At 50.1% G+C, this 21,349-nt stretch carries 20 protein-coding genes and 2 pseudogenes; 11 read left to right on the top strand and 11 right to left on the bottom strand.

What is annotated here, in order from left to right; translation table 11 throughout:
- The first annotated feature begins 30 nt into the window (after window positions 1–30).
- The 3 genes from znuA (at window position 31) to lpxM (ending at window position 3,528) form a co-directional block, all read left to right on the top strand.
- The gene (gene znuA / locus PCO85_09775) at window positions 31–1,008 is read left to right on the top strand and encodes a zinc ABC transporter substrate-binding protein ZnuA (GenBank protein ID WJV55645.1); all 978 of its coding nucleotides are present in this window, start codon (window positions 31–33) and stop codon (window positions 1,006–1,008) included.
- Window positions 1,009–1,023: 15 nt separating this feature from the next.
- The gene (gene mepM / locus PCO85_09780) at window positions 1,024–2,400 is read left to right on the top strand and encodes a murein DD-endopeptidase MepM (protein ID WJV55646.1); all 1,377 of its coding nucleotides are present in this window, start codon (window positions 1,024–1,026) and stop codon (window positions 2,398–2,400) included.
- Between the two features lie 153 nt (window positions 2,401–2,553).
- Window positions 2,554–3,528, top strand: a complete 975-nt coding sequence (gene lpxM / locus PCO85_09785; GenBank protein ID WJV55647.1) for a lauroyl-Kdo(2)-lipid IV(A) myristoyltransferase — start codon at window positions 2,554–2,556, stop codon at window positions 3,526–3,528.
- A 132-nt stretch (window positions 3,529–3,660) separates the two neighbouring features.
- Here the strand turns inward: lpxM and pyk are convergent, their stop codons facing one another.
- Both pyk and PCO85_09795 read right to left on the bottom strand, forming a co-directional pair.
- The gene (gene pyk / locus PCO85_09790) at window positions 3,661–5,103 is read right to left on the bottom strand and encodes a pyruvate kinase (GenBank protein WJV55648.1); all 1,443 of its coding nucleotides are present in this window, start codon (window positions 5,101–5,103) and stop codon (window positions 3,661–3,663) included.
- A 186-nt stretch (window positions 5,104–5,289) separates the two neighbouring features.
- Complete coding sequence (locus PCO85_09795) at window positions 5,290–6,159, bottom strand: MurR/RpiR family transcriptional regulator (protein ID WJV55649.1); 870 nt, start codon at window positions 6,157–6,159, stop codon at window positions 5,290–5,292.
- A 365-nt stretch (window positions 6,160–6,524) separates the two neighbouring features.
- Between PCO85_09795 and zwf the strand changes: the two genes are divergently transcribed.
- Together zwf and PCO85_09805 are read left to right on the top strand one after the other, a co-directional pair.
- A complete protein-coding gene (zwf, locus tag PCO85_09800; GenBank protein WJV55650.1) occupies window positions 6,525–8,000 on the top strand; it encodes a glucose-6-phosphate dehydrogenase in 1,476 nt (491 codons plus the stop codon).
- Window positions 8,001–8,158: 158 nt separating this feature from the next.
- The gene (locus PCO85_09805; GenBank protein ID WJV55651.1) at window positions 8,159–8,800 is read left to right on the top strand and encodes a bifunctional 4-hydroxy-2-oxoglutarate aldolase/2-dehydro-3-deoxy-phosphogluconate aldolase; all 642 of its coding nucleotides are present in this window, start codon (window positions 8,159–8,161) and stop codon (window positions 8,798–8,800) included.
- A 131-nt stretch (window positions 8,801–8,931) separates the two neighbouring features.
- Here PCO85_09805 and purT read toward each other — a convergent pair whose 3' ends face one another.
- A complete protein-coding gene (gene purT / locus PCO85_09810) occupies window positions 8,932–10,110 on the bottom strand; it encodes a formate-dependent phosphoribosylglycinamide formyltransferase (GenBank protein WJV55652.1) in 1,179 nt (392 codons plus the stop codon).
- A 217-nt stretch (window positions 10,111–10,327) separates the two neighbouring features.
- On the opposite strand from purT, the gene PCO85_09815 reads away from it, so the two are divergent.
- The gene (locus PCO85_09815) at window positions 10,328–12,364 is read left to right on the top strand and encodes a prolyl oligopeptidase family serine peptidase (GenBank protein WJV55653.1); all 2,037 of its coding nucleotides are present in this window, start codon (window positions 10,328–10,330) and stop codon (window positions 12,362–12,364) included.
- A 61-nt stretch (window positions 12,365–12,425) separates the two neighbouring features.
- On the opposite strand, the gene PCO85_09820 is transcribed toward PCO85_09815, so the two are convergent.
- Window positions 12,426–12,578 carry a hypothetical protein gene (locus PCO85_09820; GenBank protein ID WJV56189.1) on the bottom strand — a complete coding sequence of 51 codons (153 nt, stop codon included), beginning with the start codon at window positions 12,576–12,578 and terminating at the stop codon, window positions 12,426–12,428.
- A gap of 279 nt (window positions 12,579–12,857) precedes the next feature.
- Between PCO85_09820 and copC the strand changes: the two genes are divergently transcribed.
- Together copC and copD are read left to right on the top strand one after the other, a co-directional pair.
- Window positions 12,858–13,235 carry a copper homeostasis periplasmic binding protein CopC gene (copC, locus tag PCO85_09825; protein WJV55654.1) on the top strand — a complete coding sequence of 126 codons (378 nt, stop codon included), beginning with the start codon at window positions 12,858–12,860 and terminating at the stop codon, window positions 13,233–13,235.
- 3 nt (window positions 13,236–13,238) lie between these two features.
- The gene (gene copD / locus PCO85_09830) at window positions 13,239–14,114 is read left to right on the top strand and encodes a copper homeostasis membrane protein CopD (protein WJV55655.1); all 876 of its coding nucleotides are present in this window, start codon (window positions 13,239–13,241) and stop codon (window positions 14,112–14,114) included.
- Window positions 14,115–14,161: 47 nt separating this feature from the next.
- Here copD and PCO85_09835 read toward each other — a convergent pair whose 3' ends face one another.
- A complete protein-coding gene (locus PCO85_09835) occupies window positions 14,162–14,392 on the bottom strand; it encodes a DNA polymerase III subunit theta (protein ID WJV55656.1) in 231 nt (76 codons plus the stop codon).
- A 522-nt stretch (window positions 14,393–14,914) separates the two neighbouring features.
- Here PCO85_09835 and ftnA point away from each other — a divergent pair.
- Both ftnA and PCO85_09845 read left to right on the top strand, forming a co-directional pair.
- On the top strand, window positions 14,915–15,424 hold the full coding sequence (gene ftnA / locus PCO85_09840) for a non-heme ferritin (GenBank protein ID WJV55657.1): 510 nt from the start codon (window positions 14,915–14,917) through the stop codon (window positions 15,422–15,424).
- Between the two features lie 230 nt (window positions 15,425–15,654).
- Window positions 15,655–15,996 carry a YebY family protein gene (locus PCO85_09845; GenBank protein ID WJV56049.1) on the top strand — a complete coding sequence of 114 codons (342 nt, stop codon included), beginning with the start codon at window positions 15,655–15,657 and terminating at the stop codon, window positions 15,994–15,996.
- Window positions 15,997–16,310: 314 nt separating this feature from the next.
- On the opposite strand, the pseudogene PCO85_09850 reads toward PCO85_09845, so the two are convergent.
- From PCO85_09850 to istA, 5 genes and pseudogenes are all read right to left on the bottom strand, one after another.
- Window positions 16,311–16,633: pseudogene (locus tag PCO85_09850) on the bottom strand (tyrosine-type recombinase/integrase).
- A 60-nt stretch (window positions 16,634–16,693) separates the two neighbouring features.
- Window positions 16,694–16,978, bottom strand: coding sequence for a HigA family addiction module antitoxin (locus PCO85_09855; GenBank protein WJV55658.1), 285 nt, complete (start codon window positions 16,976–16,978; stop codon window positions 16,694–16,696).
- Window positions 16,978–17,256: pseudogene (locus tag PCO85_09860) on the bottom strand (type II toxin-antitoxin system RelE/ParE family toxin). The gene PCO85_09855 and the pseudogene PCO85_09860 overlap by 1 nt, the downstream one beginning before the upstream one ends.
- A gap of 211 nt (window positions 17,257–17,467) precedes the next feature.
- Window positions 17,468–18,223 carry an IS21-like element helper ATPase IstB gene (gene istB / locus PCO85_09865; protein WJV55659.1) on the bottom strand — a complete coding sequence of 252 codons (756 nt, stop codon included), beginning with the start codon at window positions 18,221–18,223 and terminating at the stop codon, window positions 17,468–17,470.
- Window positions 18,224–18,247: 24 nt separating this feature from the next.
- Window positions 18,248–19,783, bottom strand: a complete 1,536-nt coding sequence (gene istA / locus PCO85_09870; protein ID WJV55660.1) for an IS21 family transposase — start codon at window positions 19,781–19,783, stop codon at window positions 18,248–18,250.
- A 466-nt stretch (window positions 19,784–20,249) separates the two neighbouring features.
- On the opposite strand from istA, the gene PCO85_09875 reads away from it, so the two are divergent.
- A complete protein-coding gene (locus PCO85_09875; GenBank protein WJV55661.1) occupies window positions 20,250–20,453 on the top strand; it encodes a hypothetical protein in 204 nt (67 codons plus the stop codon).
- Window positions 20,454–20,728: 275 nt separating this feature from the next.
- Here the strand turns inward: PCO85_09875 and PCO85_09880 are convergent, their stop codons facing one another.
- Window positions 20,729–21,076, bottom strand: a complete 348-nt coding sequence (locus PCO85_09880; protein ID WJV55662.1) for a hypothetical protein — start codon at window positions 21,074–21,076, stop codon at window positions 20,729–20,731.
- Window positions 21,077–21,349: the final 273 nt, after the last annotated feature.

A 21,349-nucleotide genomic window follows, 5' to 3' on the forward strand; every position in this document is an offset into this window, starting at 1 on the left:
ATTCATGTTGAAATCGATGGAAGACTCGCTATGCCTACGCATCACGTAAATAATTGGCTGAAATCTGTACTGACTGCCAGCGCACTTTTGACGTCAGTTGCGTCAATACCCGTGGCCTCAGCCGCCGTATTGACATCAATTCGCCCACTGGGATTTATCGCCGCCGCGATTGCGGATGGCGTCACGCCGGTAGATATTTTGTTGCCCGATGGCGCGTCGCCTCACAATTATGCTCTGCGCCCGTCTGATGTCCAGCATTTACGGTCTGCGGATTTGGTGATTTGGATCGGTCCTGACATGGAGGCATTTCTGGCTAAACCACTACAGCAGGTCGCCGCAGCCAGGCAGATTTCACTGGCGGATGTGCCAGCCATCAAGGCTGAATTGTTGAAATCGCCACCGCATCACGAGCATGAAATGACAACGAATTCTGCACATGATGCCACCGCGGAGGCGGAAGATGATGATGGCGACAGGCACCATCACGGGGATATCAACATGCATATCTGGATGTCGCCAGTGATAGCAAAGGCCGCCGCTGTCGCTATACATGATAAATTATTGGAACTTATGCCACAGAATAGAGACAAATTAGACGGCAATCTGCGTTATTTCACTGAGAAACTTGCACAAACGGATAAAAATATTGGTAATATGCTGTCGCCTGTGCAAGGGAAAGGCTATTTCGTGTTTCATGATGCCTACGGCTATTTTGAGAAACACTATAGATTAAAGCCACTTGGTCATTTTACGATCAACCCGGCCATCCAGCCTGGTGCGCAGCGTTTACATCAAATACGAACACAGTTGGTTGAGCATAAGGCCGTTTGCGTTTTTGCTGAGCCACAATTCAGGCCAGCAGTTATTGATGCTGTCGTTAAGGGAACGGGTGTGCATATCGGCGTACTCGATCCATTGGGAAGCAACGTCGTTCTGGATAAAGACAGCTACACGCATTTTCTGCTGAAATTGTCTAACGAATATCTGAGCTGCCTGGAGAAAAAATAATGAGGATGCGAATAAGTGCAGCAGATAGTCCGAACTATCGCTCTGGCGTATAACAGTCTACCCAGACCCCACCGCGTGATGCTGGGGTCGCTAACTGTAGTCACCCTGGCCGTCGCTGTTTGGCGGCCATTTGTTTATCCTCCGGTTACTAATACGCCTGGCAGTAAAACTGAAACCCTATCTTCACAATCACTCACTCCGTCTGCAAGTGAACCGTTGGATGCCACTCCTGCCGCGCCTCCGACAGCGTCTGCAGAATCTACGGAAATGAACAGCGAACCACTTGATCAGCCAGCACCGGGGCAGGATATCCCGTCGGATGAGCTGGACGATAAAGTATCTGATGATAGCGGATCTCACGAGTATGTGGTGTCGGCTGGTGATACCCTCAGCAGTATTCTGACTCAGTATGGTATTGATATCGCCGATATCACTGCACTAGCTGAGCAGAATCCCGCATTGCGTAATCTGAAAATCGGTCAGCAGATCACCTGGCAACTGGGTGATACCGGTCTGTTACAAAGCCTGCACTGGCAGGTTTCCCGTCGTGAATCCCGTACCTATCAACGTATTGGCGATAATTTCAAAGAGTCCATCGAGAATGTTGAAGGTGAGTGGCATAACAGTGTAATCGCCGGACGGTTGACTAGCAGTTTTGTTAACAGCGCCCGCAGTGTCGGATTAACCACCAACGAGATTAGGGAAGTTATCAAAGCATTGCAGTGGCAGTTGGATTTCCGCAAATTGCATAAAGATGACAGTTTTGCGGTATTGATGTCCCGCGAAGTGCTGGCTGGCCACAATGAGCAGAGCGAACTGCTGGGTGTACGTCTGAGAAGCGGCGGCAAAGATTATTATGCGTTCCGTGCTGACGACGGCAAATTCTACGATCGGGAAGGTTCAGGACTCTCACGCGGTTTCTTGCGTTTCCCCACCATGAAACAGTTTCGGGTTTCTTCCAACTTTAATCCGCGACGCCTTAACCCGGTAACGGGGCGTGTGGCACCACATAGAGGTGTCGATTTTGCCATGCCGGTTGGTACGCCAGTGTTGGCGACCGGTGACGGTGAAGTCGTGGTGGCTAAACGTGATCCCCTGGCAGGGAGTTATATCGCTATTCGTCATGGACGCCAGTACACTACGCGTTATATGCACTTGCATCGGCTGCTGGTGAAACCCGGTGAGAAGGTGAAACGCGGTGAACGTATTGCCTTATCTGGTAATACGGGCCGTTCAACCGGACCACATCTGCATTATGAAGTGTGGATCAATCAGCAGGCGGTAAATCCGCTAACGGCGAAATTGCCGCGTTCTGAAGGGTTGAGCGGTAAAGAGCGCCGCGATTATCTGGCTCAGGTACGTAAAATGGCGCCACAGTTGCAGTTTGATTAATACCTGAGTTCATTTATCCAGCCGGTAGTCAGTTTGCTGCCGGCTGTTTTTATTCGCGGTTATGTCACGATTTTCTGCTATATCGGTGAGGTTAATTGCGAAACAATAGTTAGCAATTATTATTGCCGCGTAATTGTTATGAAGAGTTGATGCATGGAAAGAGAGCAAAAAGCTAACATTGAATATATTCCCCGGTTCCGTCGCGAGTTTTTTCATCCTCGTTATTGGGGGGTGTGGCTGAGTGTTGGGATGATGATCGTGGTTGCCTGCATTCCTGGGCGTCTGCGTGACCCGGTACTGGGTGCGCTTGGCCGTCTGGTTGGGCGTGTGTCACGTGGCGCACGGCGACGTGCTCGCATCAATCTGCTGTATTGCATGCCGGATGTACCCGAGTTACAGCGGGAAAAAATCATTGATGACATGTTTGCCACCGCCACACAGTCCATGATTTTGATGATGGAGCTGGCGGTCATTTCTCCCCGGCGGGTGAATGAACGAGTGCGCTGGCATGGTTATGAGATCATTGAACAACTGGAAGCCCAGCAGCGTAATATTATTTTTCTGGTGCCACATGGCTGGGCTGTGGATGTCCCGGCGATGCTGATCAGTTGGCGTGGTCACCGGATCGCGGCCATGATGCATAATCAGAAAAATCCCCTGGTGGATTATCTGTGGAATGCATTGCGTATCCGCTTCGGTGGGCGTGTGCATGCACGTAATGACGGTATCAAACCGTTTATCAACTCGGTAAGAAAAGGGTATTGGGGATATTATCTTCCTGACCAGGATCATGGGCCGGAACACAGTGAATTTGTGGATTTCTTCGCGACCTATAAAGCCACATTGCCTGCGGTAGGGCGTTTGATGAAAGTGTGCCGGGCCGAGATTGTGCCGTTATTCCCGGTATATAACGCGAAAGAATCCCGATTGGAAGTCTATATTCGCCCGCCGATGAGCGATCTGGACGGTGCCGATGATACTTATATTGCCCGGCGGATGAATGAAGAGGTCGAAACGCTGGTGCGACCTTACCCGGAACAATACACCTGGATTCTGAAAATACTGAAAACACGTAAATCAGGCGAGACAGAGCCATATTTACGCAAGGATCTTTATCCGCGTAAGTAACCGTGGCGCATCAGGATTTAGGGCAAGTGTTTAGTGCAAGTGTAGTGATCCCCGTGAAAAACGGGGATCACATTGGATACTTTTTATTGATTAGACAGGGAGATTCCCGCCTGCTGAGCGGGAATCCACCGGTTATTCCACCCGCAGAATACGGACTGTATTCGTTGTGCCTACGGTTCCCATCACATCACCCTGAGTGACGATCACCAGATCGCCGGACACCAGAAAACCTTTGTCGCGCAATATGAGCACGGCGTCATTGGCGGCTACGATGCCGTCAGTGTAGCCGGTAAACTGCACGGGCGTGACACCACGATACAATGCGGTCAGGTTGAGTGTGTGTTCATGACGAGACATGGCGAAAATTGGCAGACCAGAACTGATACGGGACATCATCAGCGCGGTACGGCCAGATTCGGTCATGGCAATAATCGCGGTCACCCCTTTCAGATGATTGGCCGCGTACATGGCAGACATCGCAATAGACTCTTCGATGTTGTCAAACTCTACGTCAAGACGGTGTTTTGATATGTTGATGCTGGGGATCTTTTCCGCGCCCAGACATACTTTTGCCATGGCGGCCACGGTTTCCGCCGGATACTGACCCGCCGCGGTTTCTGCCGAAAGCATGACGGCGTCGGTACCATCCAACACGGCGTTGGCGACGTCCATCACTTCCGCACGGGTTGGCATTGGATTGGTAATCATCGATTCCATCATCTGCGTAGCGGTGATCACCGCACGATTCAGTTTACGGGCACGACGAATCAGTTTTTTCTGGATACCAACCAGTTCCGCGTCGCCAATTTCCACACCCAGGTCGCCACGTGCCACCATGACTACGTCAGAGGCCAGAATGATGTCATCCATCGCTTCGTCGCTGGCGACGGCTTCCGCACGTTCCACTTTGGCAACAATTTTAGCGTTACAACCCGCATCACGGGCCAGACGACGAGCATAGTTCAGGTCTTCGCCGGTACGCGGGAAGGAAATTGCCAGGTAATCCACATTGATTTTGGCGGCGGTGAGGATGTCTTCTTTGTCTTTTTCAGTCAGCGCTTCGGCAGAGAGACCACCACCCAGCTTATTGATGCCTTTGTTGTTGGAAAGTGGGCCACCTACCGTTACTTCGGTAAACACCTTCATGTTTTCCACTTTCAATACTTTCAACTGTACCCGGCCATCATCCAACAGCAGAATATCACCCGGCACGACGTCACCTGGCAGGCCTTTATAGTCAATACCGACTTTTTCCTTATCGCCTTCGCCCTTGGTCATGTTGGCATCAAGCAGGAATTTATCACCGATATTGAGAAAAACTTTACCTTCCTTGAAGGTGGAAACGCGGATTTTGGGACCCTGGAGATCGCCAAGAATAGCAACATGGCGGCCGAGTCTGGCCGCAATTTCACGAACTTTATTGGCACGGATTATATGATCTTCAGGGATGCCATGAGAAAAATTCAGGCGGACTACATTCGCGCCTGCGGCAATAATCTTTTCCAGATTATTGTCGCGGTCAGTAGCCGGCCCCAGTGTGGTAACAATTTTGGTTCTTCTGAGCCGTCTGGACATGTATAACTCCGTTGACTAGTGAAGCTGTTGTAGTGCGGTAACGTCGGATAACGCGAATGAAATACTGCTTTTACAATAAAACTATTTCACCATTGTTATCCGGATGCCGTGAGGTTATTGATTATTATATGGGTGAGCTGCCCGTACCGCGAAAAGAAGTACACCCTCACCCTGCATCATACCAAATTAACCAAAAGGTTTGCTGAATCGTTCTTCCTTATCAAAACGCGATTCTCGTAATGCTTCCTTGACACGCTTCAAGTTATCCCGGAATTTTGCGCCGCGACGCAAGGTAAACCCGGTGGCCAGCACATCAATCAATGTAAGCTGGGCAATTCGCGATACCATTGGCATATAGACATCGGTATCTTCCGGTACTTCCACTCGCAGAGTGAGTGAGGCTTCCCTGGACAGCGGCGTATCGTCTGAGGTAATGGCGATAACGGTGGCATCGTTTTCACGCGCCAGATGTGCCATTTCCACCAGGCTTTTCGTGCGGCCGGTGTGCGAAATCAACACCACCACATCGCCTTCACCCGAGTTCATGCAGCCCATACGCTGCATCACCAGATCATCAAAGTAAACCACCGGAATATTAAAACGGAAAAATTTATTCATGGCATCATGAGCGACGGCCGCCGACGCACCAAACCCGAAGAAAGAGATCTTCTTGGCCTGCGTAAGCAGATCCACGGCGCGATTGATGGCGGCAATATCCAGACAGGATTTCACGTGTTCCAATCCCGCCATGGTGGATTCAAAGATCTTACTGGTGTAAGCCTCCACCGTATCATCTTCTTCTACATTGCGGTTCACATAAGGTGTGCCATTAGCCAGACTTTGGGCCAGATGTAGTTTAAAATCAGGAAAACCTTTGGTCTCAAGGCGGCGACAGAATCGATTGACAGTGGGTTCACTGACTTCAGCCACACCGGCCAGTGTGGCGATACTGGAATGAATGGCTGTCTGGGGTGATGCGAGGATGACTTCAGCCACTTTTCGTTCAGATTTGCTCAGCAGCTCCAGATAGCTCTGGATTTTTTCCAGCATATTCATAAGACAAAGACCATCTATGGTATTTTCGATTTCAGCCAAAGGTGAAATCAATACGAGGTTTGTGGAAATATACTACGGCCTTGTAAAGGTTGTTAGAGAACAACATGCGAAGTTATGTGCTTTTTTTCCAGAACATGACTTGTGTCTAACTTTCAGAACAGTAATCAACTGTCATAAAAGACAGAAAATTTCTTTTTTTGATGATTTTGCAGCCTATTTGCCCGCATTTACACCTGCGATATGAAGTATTGTCACATTAGATGCAATATTTCTTGTTATTTTATTACGGGTTTACTGGTTATAGTCAAAAAGAGTACATTATTACTGTAATAAAATTACAGCATCCTGCTATGAGGAGATTGAAAATGGCGGTAACTTCTACAGCCCAGGCGTGTGACCTGGTGATTTTCGGTGCGAAGGGCGATCTGGCGCGCCGTAAATTGCTGCCTTCACTGTATCAATTGGAAAAAGCAGGCCATATTCACCCGGATACCCGTATTATCGGCGTGGGCCGGGCTGAGTGGGATAAAACCGCTTATATCGAGGTGGTGAAGGAAGCGTTTGATACCTTTCTCAAAGAACCGCTGGATGCAACATTATGGAAAACACTGAGCGAACGTCTGGATTTCTGCCAACTGGATGTTGAGGATACTGCCGGGTTTGAGCGCCTGGGAGAGATGCTCGATCAAGAAAATCGCGCCACCATTAACTATTTTGCCATGCCGCCCAGCACCTTTGGTGCGATCTGTCGTGGCCTGGGTAAAGCCGGGCTGAACAAAGAACCGGCTCGTGTGGTGATGGAAAAACCGCTGGGTACTGATCTGGCGTCGTCACGGGTAATTAACGATCAGGTGGCGGAGTACTTTAACGAGTGCCAGGTCTATCGCATCGACCACTATCTGGGTAAAGAAACCGTATTGAACCTACTGGCGCTGCGCTTTGCCAATTCGTTGTTCGCGAACAACTGGGATAATCGCACTATCGACCATGTGCAGATTACCGTGGCGGAAGAGGTGGGGATTGAAGGACGTTGGGGCTATTTTGACCAGGCCGGTCAAATGCGTGACATGATCCAAAACCATCTGTTGCAAATCCTGACCATCATTGCCATGTCGCCTCCATCTGATCTCAGCACTGACCGCATCCGTGATGAAAAAGTGAAGGTGCTGCGCTCGCTGCGCCGTATCGACCGTACCAACGTGCATGAAACCACGGTACGTGGGCAGTATACCTCGGGTTTTGTACAAGGTAAGAAAGTGCCCGGCTATCTGGAAGAAGAGGGCGCCAATAAGTCCAGCAGCACCGAAACGTTCGTGGCAATTCGTGTGGATATTGACGATTGGCGCTGGTCCGGTGTGCCATTTTACCTGCGTACCGGTAAGCGACTGCCGAGCAAATGTTCTGAAGTGGTGGTGTATTTCAAAAATCCGGTGTTGAATCTGTTTCATGATTCTTATCAGCAGTTACCACAGAACAAGCTGATTATTCGTTTACAGCCGGATGAAGGTATTGAAATCCAGATCCTGAACAAGATCCCTGGGCTGGAGCATAAACACCGGTTGCAAACCACCAAGCTGGATCTGAGTTTCTCCGAAACCTTTAATCAACAGCATCTGGCTGACGCCTATGAGCGTTTGCTGCTGGAAACCATGCGCGGCATTCAGGCGCTGTTTGTTCGTCGTGATGAAGTGGAAGAGGCCTGGAAATGGGTTGATTCCATTATGGAAGCCTGGGGCATGGACAATGATTTACCTAAGCCTTATCCAGCGGGGAACTGGGGCCCGGTTGCCTCGGTTGCGATGATTACCCGCGATGGACGCTCCTGGAGTGAAGTGGAGTAATGGCACCACCACCCTGGTTTTTGGGGTGGTCGTTTGTCGGTTTTTTTGTGTAGCTAACGGTGCGGTCGGACATCCGTGGGTAACTGTGGATCCCTGTGGCAGGGGCGCGCCAGATAATTAATGATGCCCCGTGCGGGCATGACTGGAGATTACCCTAGATGAAAAACTGGAAGACCAGTGCGGAACAGATTTTGACAGCTGGTCCGGTTGTTCCTGTGATTGTGATTAACAAGTTGGAACATGCCGTACCTATGGCAAAAGCCTTGGTCGCTGGTGGTGTCCGTGTGCTGGAACTGACACTACGTACTGACTGTGCGGTGGACGCGATTCGCCTGATTGCCAACGAAGTCCCAGACGCTATTGTCGGTGCCGGTACGGTGACCAATCCACAGCAATTGGCGCAAGTGACTGAAGCCGGTGCGCAGTTTGCCATTAGTCCGGGTCTGACCGAACCGCTGCTGAAAGCGGCTATTGACGGCACCATTCCATTGATTCCGGGTATTAGCACGGTGTCTGAATTGATGCTGGGGATGGATTATGGATTGCGTGAATTCAAATTCTTCCCGGCGGAAGCCAATGGTGGTGTGAAAGCGCTACAGGCCATTGCCGGGCCATTCGGGAAAATCCGTTTCTGCCCGACCGGTGGGATCACGCCGAAAAACTATCGTGATTATCTGGCACTGAAAAGCGTGCTGTGCGTAGGGGGTTCCTGGTTGGTACCGGTGGATGCATTGGAAAGCGGTGATTATGCTCGTATCACCGAACTGGCTCGCGAAGCGGTGGCTGGCGCCAAGGCATAAGACCATCATTCCCGCCCAACGGGCGGGAATCTATCGGTTACCCATTCAATTCGTGTTGGTGTCGGACATCATTTCCTGAAGACAACACCTGGCCTGACCCACTCATGCACGGCATCTTCAAGCAGGGGCGTTCAGCCGCTGACTTTCACCGCGTTGGCCGTCGCTTTTGCCAGTTGGACCGCCGCATCCGTATTTTCCGCAGTGGACAGCGCCACGCCCATACGGCGCTTACCGCTAATTTCCGGTTTGCCGAACAGTCGGATCTGGGTATGCGGTTGCAACGCCTGTTCCAATCCGTGGAAGCGAACATCATTACTGGTCAGCTCCGGCAGGATTACCGCTGAGGCGGATGGGCCATACTGACGGATGTCACCAATCGGCAAGCCCAGAAACGCCCGCACATGCAGCGCAAATTCAGACAAGTCCTGAGAGATCAGCGTGACCATCCCGGTATCGTGTGGCCGGGGAGACACTTCGCTGAAAATAACCTCATCACCACAGACAAACAGTTCAACGCCGAACAGACCGAAACCACCCAATGCTTCCACCACTTCGCTGGCAATGTGTCTGGCCCGCGCCAGTGCTTCACTGCTCATCTGTTGCGGTTGCCAGGACTCGCGATAGTCGCCATCTTCCTGACGATGACCGATCGGGTCGCAGAAATGGATACCGTCAGCGGCATGGATAGTCAGCAATGTGATTTCAAAATCAAATTGCACTAGCCCTTCCACAATCACTTTGCCACCGCCGGCCCGACCGCCTTCCTGCGCATAACGCCAGGCACGTTCCAGTTGTTGTGGTTCACGAATCAGGCTCTGACCTTTACCAGAAGAGCTCATTACCGGTTTTACAATACATGGATAACCGATGGCGTTAACCGCCTGATGGAAGCTGGCTTCACTGTCGGCGAAATGATAACGGGAGGTGGGCAGTCCCAGGGTTTCAGCCGCCAGACGACGAATGCCTTCACGGTTCATGGTCAGCCGGGTGGCTTGCGCGCAGGGCACGACATAATGCCCCTGTTGCTCCAGCACGACCAGCATATCGGTGGCGATGGCTTCAATTTCCGGCACGATATAATCCGGACGTTCGCTTTCCACCAACTGCTTTAACGCCTCGCCATCCAGCATGTTAATGACATGGCTGCGGTGGGCAACCTGCATTGCCGGTGCATCAGCATAGCGGTCGACGGCAATGACCTCGATCCCCAAACGCTGACATTCAATCGCCACTTCTTTTCCCAGTTCGCCAGAGCCCAGCAACATAACGCGGGTCGCGCCGGGACGCAGAGCCGTTCCCATTGTTAACATAACTTTAGTACCTGATCAGGTTGTAAAAATCGCCGCAGTATAAACGAAAACGTTTGCGTACGCATCCGTACCGGATTATAGCTAAATGTGCAGCAACTGTTATCGGGATGCGTGATCACGCCTGGATTCGGATGAAAATTCGTGCCACTCTTTTCCCCCATTGTCTGATGCTCCTGCATAGCGAATTTTATTTTTTCACCAGAAGGAATTACGTGTCATGAAAGCCCCGCGCGCTGAAAAGCGTCCCCATCCATTAACCCGGCATGGGGAAACCCGCATTGATAACTATTACTGGCTGCGCGATGACCAGCGTAACAATCCGGATGTATTGACCTGGCTGGAGCAGGAAAACCGCTATAGCGAACAGGCTATGGCCCCCTGCCAAGAGCAGAAACAGGCGCTATATGATGAAATGGTGCAGCGTATTCCCCGTGAAGATACCTCGGTACCTTATGTAAAGAATGGCTACCGCTATCAGAACCGTTATGAGCCGGGTAAAGATTATGCGGTTTATCTGCGCCAGCCAGCGTCAGCGACGGAACAGTGGGAAACCTTGCTGGATGGCAACCAACGAGCGGAAAATGGCGACTTTTACGACGTGGGATCACTGGATGTCAGCCCGGACAATCGTCTGATGACGGTTTCGGAAGATTTCCTCTCCCGCCGCCAATATGATGTGCGCCTGCGTGATCTCACCACTGGCGAATGGTTGCCGGACCTGATCGAACATGTTTCGGCTGTCACCGAATGGTCCGCCGATTCCACGGCCATCTATTATGTGCGCAAACATTCGCAGACGCTGCTGCCATATCAGGTTTACCGCCATCGCATCGGCAGCGACCCTCGGCAAGATGTACTGATTTACGAAGAGCAGGACGATACCTATTACGTCAGCCTGGAAAAAACCACCTCTGAACGTTACATCTTGATTCATCTCAGCAGCACCACCAACAGCGAAGTCCTGTTGCTCGATGCGTGTGATCCACAAGCCACGCCGCAGATGTTTGTGCCGCGCCGTAAGGATCATGAATATGATCTCGACCATTATGGTGACTATTTTTATCTCCGCTCCAACAAAGAGGGCAAAACATTCGGCCTGTATCGTGCCACTGACGGGCAGGAGGCGCAGTGGGAGACACTGATCGCCCCAAGAACGGAATGTATTCTGGAAGGATTCTCGTTGTTCCGCGATTGGTATGTGGTGGAAGAACGGTCGCGAGGGTTGACCCACATTCGTTATATCGATTGGCAGAGTGGTACGGCGCAGTGCATCAACTTTAGCGACCCCAGCTATGTGACCTGGCTGGCGTACAACCCGACGCCGGAAACCTCACGACTGCGTTATGGCTACTCGTCAATGACGACGCCCGGCACACTGTATGAGTTGGATATGGCTACCGGCCAGCAGCAACGATTGAAACAGGCCGAAGTGAAAAATTTCAACACTGAGGATTACTGTAGCGAGCGACTATGGATTATCGCGCGCGACGGTGAAGAGATACCGGTATCACTGGTATACCATCGCCAGACGTGCCAACTGGGGAAAAATCCGCTGTTGGTGTATGGCTACGGCGCTTATGGCAGCAGTATGGACCCTGAGTTCAGTGTCAGCCGTCTCAGCCTGCTCGACCGGGGGTTTGTCTTTGCGCTGGCCCATATTCGTGGCGGTGGTGAGTTGGGGCAAGCATGGCATGACGACGGTCGTTTGCTAAACAAGATGAACTCTTTCACTGATTTTATCGATGTATCCCAGGCGTTGCTGGCACAAGGGTATGGTGACCCGCAACAGACGTTTGCGATGGGCGGCAGTGCGGGGGGATTATTGATGGGCGCGGTGGTGAACATGGCCCCGGCGTTATTTAAAGGCGTGGTCGCGCAGGTGCCGTTTGTGGATGTATTAACTACCATGCTGGATGAGTCGATTCCGTTGACGACCGGTGAATATGACGAGTGGGGGAATCCAAATGATCCCGACTATTATCGTTACATTGAGCGATACAGCCCTTATGACGGTGTGAAGGCCCAGCATTATCCGCATATGATGGTGACCACCGGCTTGCATGATTCTCAGGTGCAATACTGGGAACCGGCAAAGTGGGTAGCTAAATTGCGGGAATTTAAAACCGATGACAACCTGTTACTGCTCTATACCGACATGGAATCCGGTCACGGCGGCAAGTCTGGTCGTTTTACACATTATGAAGATATTGCGCTGGAGTATGCGTTTATCCTGATGATTCGGGAGAAGGTCTAGTCAGAGGGTTATTCAGAGTAAACCCGCTGGCGCGGGTTTACTTGTCGTGGCAAGGTTGGGGTTAAACAATGTCTGTTTGTTGGCCTTTTTTGGCACGCCTTTCAGCCCGTTTTTCAGCGACTGTTTTCAAAGGTTTCTTTTTACTGTTCTTTTTGCTGTCCATTCCTTTACTCATATCTACCTCTCTTGGTAAAAGTGTGGTTTGCCTGTTCATTAACCTCCTGTTTGCGTACAGATGCAAGCGAAAAAAACAGTTTTTCATGTCTAAAAATGTCATCTGCACACCTCGCTGGACACTGCCACAATCCTGTCATACCGCTGCTTGCAGCGCCGTGCCGGAATGGTACTGATGGCTGGCGCGTGGTTTGACAAGACATGTCGGGTTGTACCCAATCGGTGGACGTCTCGACACAATTTTGCCTGGCAGGTATGCTGCGGATTCTCCGGGACGCCTCCCGGTGCCAATCTCATCGCAATATAACTGGAGAAAACTGTGTTTAACTTAAAATCACCTGCCATTTTGAGCACTGCTGCGTTAGCGATTACTGTCGTTTTTTCCTCACCGGTGTTGGCGCATGCCCATTTGAAAAGTCAGGAGCCGGCAGCCAATACACAAGTTAATGTTTCACCAAAAGTATTGAAGCTGAACTTCTCTGAAGATATTGAGCCGGCTTTCACGGGTATTGAACTCACCGGAAGCAATCATCAACGGATTTCAACGGCTAAAACCGAGCTCACGCCAGGGATGCATAATCAGTTGAGCGTCGTATTGGCAAAACCGCTGTCGAGCGGGAGTTATCAGGTGAAGTGGCATGCGTTGTCAGTGGACGGTCATAAAACCAAAGGAGCCTATACCTTCCGCGTGAAGTAAATCATGACGCTAGAAACTCTGTACATCCTGTTGCGCTGGCTGCACTTTACCTCGGTGATGTTACTGACGGGCAGTGCGTTTTACAGCGCATTACTTTCACCTAAGCATTTCAGGCCGCAATTGGCTGCACGTTTGCATTCGATTCTGATGAGCATGGTCTGGCTGGCGCTGTTGAGCGCCAGCGCACTACTGGCAGTGCAAACCGGCCTAATGAGCGGTGACTGGCATAACATCACTGACTGGGGAACATGGCAAGCGGTGCTGGGCACCGAGTTCGGTATGGCATGGCGCTGGCAGATAATCCTGCCGCTCATCGGCGGTATGGCATTTACCTTGCGTGGCGAGGTGCGACAACGAGTATTGTTGATATCCGGTCTCGCTCAGCTATGTGGGTTAGCGTTTGTCGGGCATGCAGTGATGCTGGATGGTTGGCCTGGCGCACTACAGCGTCTCAATCAGGTTGTGCATCTGATCGCCGCTTCATTTTGGGTAGGCGGGCTATTGCCACTATTGATTCTGATGCGGGATAGACAGATGCAAAACCGCACCGATGCTATATGCATCATGATGCGATTCTCTCGTTATGGTCATCTGGCTGTAGCGCTTGTCATCGTGACCGGGATCATCAATAGCGTAATGATCCTTGGTTTTCCACTGGTTAGCTTCGCCCTTTACAGTCAGCTGTTGTCGGTGAAGATTTTTCTCGTCGCGCTAATGGTAATAATAGCCTTGGCTAATCGTTACTGGCTGGTTCCTCGCTTGCGGCAAAAAAGCGCCACGGCACAGCACAAACTGATACGCCTGACACAACTGGAACTTGCTCTCGCGGCAGTGGTACTCATGCTGGTCAGCATTTTTGCCACTCAGGCACCGGCTTGATACCCGCCAATGGCCAGCATGGCCTGATTATGCACATGCACATGGCATTACTTGGCTTTCGGCTCATAAGGCAGGGTGGAAAATTGGAGTGACAGTTGGCGATAATAACTCACCCGTTCACGAAAATAGCTGCGTAGATGCTCTGGCTGTTGTTGCTCAATCTCCTGAGGAATGACCGGCATATTATAACGCTCTTTGAATGCCACACCGGAAGCAGCCAGATCCACATTTACCTTTTCCATCTCATCGAATGGAAGTTCCGCCAGATTGTGACTCATACTGATATTCCTCTATTTATTATAGTTACACATGCTGCGCACAGAAAATAAATCAGTCCCCGGTAAATGGCAAGGAGTAGGTAGAGTAAGAGCACTTACTCTATATGGGGGAATTAATCTAAAACAATGACATTAATTATAACGAACTATGCAGGTAATAATTAATGACCCCAGTAGAAAATAAGTCTGGCAACTAATTGTTTGCACTATTTTTTATACCCTAAATAATTCGAGTTGCAGGAAGGCGGAAAGAGAGTGAATCCCGAGAGCTTACTCAGGTAAGTGATTCGGGTGAACGAACGCCGCCAACACACCTGCAACTTGAAGTATGACGGGTATATACTTCTATTGGTTAACATATGCCTATATGCAGTGCTGTCAGACAATACCTGCTATGCCTGTTGCCTTGCAGGAGATAAGCGAGGGTGGCGACATCGGGTTGACGATCTGTTTTTAATTTTATTATTTCAGTGCATACTGAAAGCATTACCAGTCACTTGGCCAGTAAAATAAGGGGTTGTCATGTTAAAAAAAGCGATGGTTAATCAGTTGAACGATCAGCTCAACCTGGAGTTTTACTCTGCAAATTTGTATTTGCAGATGAGCGCCTGGTGTGGCGACAAAGGATATGAAGGCGCATCCCTATTTTTGAAATCGCAATCGCAGGAAGAAATGCAGCACATGCATCGACTGTTTAACTATCTGAATGATACCGGCAGTATGCCTGTGCTGGGCACCATTGCGGCACCACCAGTCGATTTTTCATCGTTGACAGATGTGTTCAAGTTGACATATGAACATGAGCAACTCATTACGGGTAAAATCAACGAACTGGCCCACGCTGCAATGTCGCAGCATGACTATTCCACGTTTAACTTCCTACAGTGGTATGTTTCCGAGCAGCATGAAGAAGAAAAACTGTTCAAATCTATTTTGGACAAGCTGGCTATGGTCAACAACACCGAAGGTGGTCTGTTCTTTATCGACCAGGATCTCAAAAAAATGTCGATCGGCACGTCCGCTTCGGCCTGATTTTGTTTAAGCACCGCATAATATTCCCCTCTATTATCAAGGCGTGAGGTGGTTTCGAAAGGAATCGCCTCCCCATGCCTGGCCTGATTGTCCTGCTCTTTGACCGGGGGTACTCCGCTGGCTCGACTTCATTGAATGCAACGGCTATGATCCGCCAACAACCGACGGAATTTCAGGCTAATAGCGCTCAGTTATGTACTGTGCTGAAAGCAACACTGCTGCGGAATATCATGATGAAGAAACTACTATTATCACTTGTTTTAACCACGTTGTCCGGCAACACACTGGCGGCGGCTCAACTGGTCACTATCAGTAAGCTGGAATACGGTGAACGTTGGGCGTTTACTCGAGAGGAAGTTCAATTAATGTGTCGTGCGGATCACGCATTGTACGTACTTAATCCCAGCACGCTAATGCAATATCCACTCAATGAGACGGCTCAGGCACAGATGCAAACCGGAAAGGTTACGGCGCAATCCATTGATATTATCCGGCGGGACGATCCTGAACACCCGGGGCAGAAAAAAAGCCTGCAACCCTTTATTGACCGGGCGTCATTACTGTGTCCTTAACATATTTCGGTGACTGCTGTCGGTTAAATTTTTGGTTTGCGCAAATTGTCACAAAGTGTACATAAAACTCCATTTTTAAGAACCTTCCCGCGCAACAAACTGGCAAACCAGTGAGGGTTGTCTATGCTTGAACAGTAAGCTAGTACAGATTGAACAATGCCAACTTTTAGCGCACGGCTCTTTCCCTAGAGCCATTTCCCTAGACCGGATATAGGAATCGTATCCGGTCTTTTTTTAATCTATTGATTTTAAACGATTTATTTTCATTTGTCCGAAAATGTCCGAAATTTGTCCGAAATTCGATATCCGGCCTTTTACAGATAAGTGTATTCTTTTCCCATTGTATCCAGATACTTATCGGTCATTTTTGCTGACTTGTGACCCAGTAGCTTCTGAGCAAATTCCTTTCCATATTCTTTCTCATATAATCTGCCAGCCAGGCTTCTTATCTCATGAAATGTCGGTGGATTTTCATCAAAAGTGTTCCCCGTCGCGTTCCTCGCTGTTACAAATCCTTTTGTCAGACTGTCTGCGTTCATCAGTCCGTCCGGGCTGTTTTTTCTGACACCGGCGCTTATCAGGCAATCAGTTTACTGGCGTTCCGACATGTTTCTATCACGCCAGCAATGGTTAGTCCGAGAGCCTTCAATTTTAGAGCATCCTGTCATTACATGAAGGCCACCGTAGTGGCCTCTTATCATGCAGCAACAAGTTTGTGCAAGGTTGACGTGTCAACGGTCTGCTGAGCTACCCATAGACTGTAATTGCTCTGAAGGTTTAGCCAGAATTTCGCCGAACTACCCAGAACGGCAGATAGTTTTACTGCCATTTCAGGACTGATAGCAGCATTCCCTGCAACAAGACGTTGTACTGTGGAAGGCGCTACACCGAGTGCCCTGGCTAGTTCTCTGATGCCTACACCCAATTCTTCTAGGGTTTCGGCAATGATTTCCCCCGGATGCGGGGGATTATGCATAGTCATCAGTGGTAATCCTCATAATTAACGATGTAGGCATTCCCATCGATAAATTCAAATGTAATGCACCCGTTCCCTGTGACGGTTATGGACCCTTGCCCTTTTTTGTCTCCGGTTTACGGGTGGAGACTGTAACCAGGGCGGTCAATATCCTTTATCTCTTCCGTTGCATCAATAACCGCGAGACGAAGCCTGATTTTCCCAGCTTGCTTTGCGTCTATCCCTGCGGTGGAGCCTTTTTCGAAGAACTGACGCAACCCTTTATGCTTGAAGCTTTTAATCATTAATAGCTTTCCCGCTGTTGCGTCATGAGAAACACTATATCGGGTGTTGTGTATCGCGCAACATTTATTTTTATATTAACCACCTCTGGTTCATTGGCATTTTTTTCTACCCTGCGTATTCCGCTCTATTCGATCACGGATTGGCATCGAAGTTCGATCAGCGATTCTCATCCATTCGATCAGCCGGGAACTTAACTTTTCCTACTGCTTTTTAACCTGTTTTTTCGTCGCTTTCCACTCCCGGTTTATTTTTCCTCATTGACTCACCCTGGAGTGCCAGTCTGTGCGCGTTATGCACCAGCCTGTCCAGGATCGCATCTGCCGTTGTCGGGTTCTCCATCAGACCGTGCCACTTGTCTACTGGGAACTGGCTCACCACGATGGTACTGCTTTGTCCGTAGCGGTCTTCGATTATCTCCAACAGGTCGTTACATTGCGCGTTGCTCAGTGGCTCCAGACCCAGATCGTCCAGGATGAGCACCTGCGTTTTTTGCAGCTGTTTCAGGTGCTTCAGCCAGCTGCCGTCAACGCGACCCTGCGCCAGCATCTCCAGTAGCCGTCCCGTACGCCAGTACTGCACGCTGTGTTTCTGTCGGCATGCCTGCTCACCCAGCGCATTGGCTATCCAACTTTTTCCACACCCCGTCGGACCGGTGATCAACAGGCTTTTCTTGTGGGTGATGTAGTGACCGTTCAGCAGTTCCCGCATCTGCTCGGCCCGCAGACCCCGTGAGACCGGGTAATGCAGCCCCTCCGGGGCTGCCTGGTACTTCAGGTTGGCGCTTTTTCTCAGCCGCGCAACACGACCGTTTTCTCTGTTCAGCAACTCATCATCGGCCAGCAGGGTCAGCCGCTCCTCGAACGACAGCTCCTCGTAAGTCTGGGGCGTTTCTCGCTGGCGTATCAGCCCACCGGCCATCGCCGGGAGCTTCAGTTGGGTCAGTTTGTTTAACAGGTTATCGCTCATACAGTCGGTTCCTCTGGTTGTCAGTTAGTGGTAGTAGCCCGGGCCGCGCAGGTTTTCATGCTCAGGTGAGGTCACGGTGTGCTGCTCGCTCTGACGGGATAACGGCAGCTCCTGGTGCTCACGATGGTGACGCAGCAGGTTGTCGATAAAGCGTCTGTCCGGTGCGTTATAGTGCCAGGCGACGCAACTGGCTTTTTCCAGCCGCTCTTTTCCGTATTTTTTCTGCAGCGCGATCAGACCGAGTACCGCGCGGTAGGCCAGCTCCGGATGAGCCTTTGCTTTCAGCATGGCGTCAACCACCCTGCCGGTGAACGGGCCGATGCTGCATCCCATCTCGAGCAGTCGTTCCGGTGTCCAGGTTCCGTGCCCCCGGTGTTGAGCCGGCATATGCAGCGGATTGGTAGTGTGCTTATACTCATGCGAACTGCGCGGATGCTGCGCCACGCACTGCCCCTTGTGCCAGAGCTGAACCACCGTCTGACCTGCTTTCAGCGACAGGCGCTGACCGACCAGTTCGTGCGGAACCGAGTACCAGTGGCGGGCATATTCAACGTGGTAGTCAGGGCCGACCTTCACCGCTTTGTACTCCGTGTATTCATACGTCGCCAGAGGCAGCGGTGAGAGTGCCGGCGCATCCAGTATGCGGAAGCGCTCTGCGCGGGTCTGGTTGCCGTACCCTTTCATTGGCCGGTTATTCATGTCCGTCAGCAACTCCCGCAGGCGGGTATTCAGCGCCCTGAGCGTGTAGAAGGTTTCATTGCGGATGCGGGCAAGCAGCCATCTTTCGACGATGAGGACGCCGTTTTCTGCTTTCGGTTTGTCTTTCGGCTTATAGGGGCGGGTCGGGATAATAACGGTGCCGTAGTGCTCTGCCAGCGCCTGATAGCTGTCATTGATGACAGGCTCATAGCGATCGGCCTTTTTCACCGCGCTTTTGAGGTTATCGGGGATAAGCAGCTTCGGCACGCCGCCCAGGAAGGTCAGGCAGCGGCTGTTGGCGTTCAGCCAGGACATCATGTCCTGGCCTTCACACGCCTCAACGTAGGTGTAGTTGGATGCCCCCATCACGGCCACGAAGATGGCCACCCGGCGTATTTCTCCGGTATCCGGGTTGATGACGGGGAGCGTCGGGCCACAGAAGTCGATAAAGAGTTTTTCGCCGGCGCGGTGCTCCTGGCGCATAGAGAGGCGGCGCGTTTTTTTCCACTCCCGGTAGCAACGGCAGAAGTGGGAGTACCCCATCGCCAGCTCACCGGCCTGAGCCTTGTACTCCATCCACAGCAGCTGTCGCGTTACGCCAGGCTTTCTCATCTCAGTATCGAAGTGAAGCAGGTCAGGCATCACCAGTTCTGATGCAGAGGCACTTTTGGCCGGGAAGATGCGCTTTTCAAGGGCATCATGGGATATTGCTTCAGGGAGGGGCCATGGGAGAGACGTGGCTTTAAAGCGGGAGAGCACCTCAAAAACTGTTGATGCACTGATTTTCAGTGTCAGTGCGATGCAACGGTTGGTCAGCTTCTGGTCGAACTTAAGCTGAAGGATCTTAAAACAGGTTTCCATGGAACTCCTGGCTTTTCTCTTTTTGGACATCGATATCTCCATTGGCTTAAAACAGCAATGGAGACTGTGATGGAAAGAGTTAATTCCCGGAGTGAGCGACAGGATGCCAATCAGTGATCGGATGCGTGCCAAATCGTGATCGATTGTGATGCCAAACCGCGATCGGAGATGCATGCCAAATCATGATCGATTCGAATGCCAAACAGTGATCGATTCAGATGCCATTTTGCACTACCCTAAGCCTTCAAGATCATATTTTTGCCATTGGTGCTGTTATCTCGGCATTTTTTACCGTGAAAACGTATTACGCAAAACGGAAAAAAAACGGGAACATCTGGGAGAGGAGCACCGCCGTACTCAGTTACTGGTTGATTATCCGAATGGTTCGGTTTACCAGGATGCTTACAGGTGGACTCTCAATATATCAGTGAATTTTTGCTCTTAGTTTGTCCACATATCGGTAGAAATGATTTTTGAAGACAAAAGCGCAAATGATTTCTTGATGCCAGAAGGTAATGCCGATGATTATAAGAGTGCTATTAAGCATAAGATCCAGGAATTTGCTGATGCAATGAATAGAGCTAAAAAAGATGATGCTAAAAAAGCGCTACCGGAAAGCATTAGCCTCAACGTCCCGGCTAAATTAAAGATAACAACAGCAGTAAAATAGTCCAGTGAGTACAAGCCAATTTTATACTGAATATTGGGACTAATGCCGTTTATATCCCTGTAGGAACAAGCAGTTATAGTGTCACAATGATTGCGGTTGACAATTATTTGAATGAACAGAAAGATGTGTTTAGTGATTCTCTCTATTTAACGCAAGAATAACGTCTGTCTCATATAAAACCCCATCATCAGGTGGGATTTGTGTCACGGGATCTACGGGATTAGATAAACAACCCCATAGAGATGAGGCTGTTATCTGATAGAGGCTGGCTAGTCTCAGGAGACGGTCAAACAATTCTGAGAATTCAGTTTTACCCCGATACGACCTGCGGCTATCTCGTTTTCAGTATGATTGCCGGCAAAGGCAAAACCTTTCTTCAGCAAATTCGTCGTATAGTATTTGTTATAGATGAAAGACCACGCTATGGTCACTAGCAAACTACCCACACCTAAGGTAAATGTGGCTAATATCGCCCATATAACGAAATAACCAATAAAAGTAATGAAGTCTTTTCGGAACAACGCGGGAAGAAAACCAAAGAAAAGACTCGTCCATGAATAGCCATAAAAACCATCCACACACTCGCCCGTTTTGAGGTTTTCCATTTTAATTCTCGTTGCCATTATAGTTAACATCCTCTTTTTTTTCTGAAAGTAGATTGTCTGGCTCACATCTAAATCAACCCAGGGTTTTCTCAGTGGAAGCCGCCGTGCGCCTATATTTCTCTCGAGAAGAATTCGTTTGCACGTGTCTTTTTTGCATCATCCCAAATAAATTTTTGGTGAAATTTCAATGTTCACCTGGCCATTCCCATAATCTGGCTATCCCCCAGAGGGAAATTAAATTGCAGGCTATAAACGTTTACTTACTCGAGGTAGAGGCTGTTTATAATTAGC

Origin of the sequence: Prodigiosinella aquatilis (assembly GCA_030388725.1) — a bacterium.
Lineage (GTDB): Bacteria > Pseudomonadota > Gammaproteobacteria > Enterobacterales > Enterobacteriaceae > Prodigiosinella > Prodigiosinella aquatilis.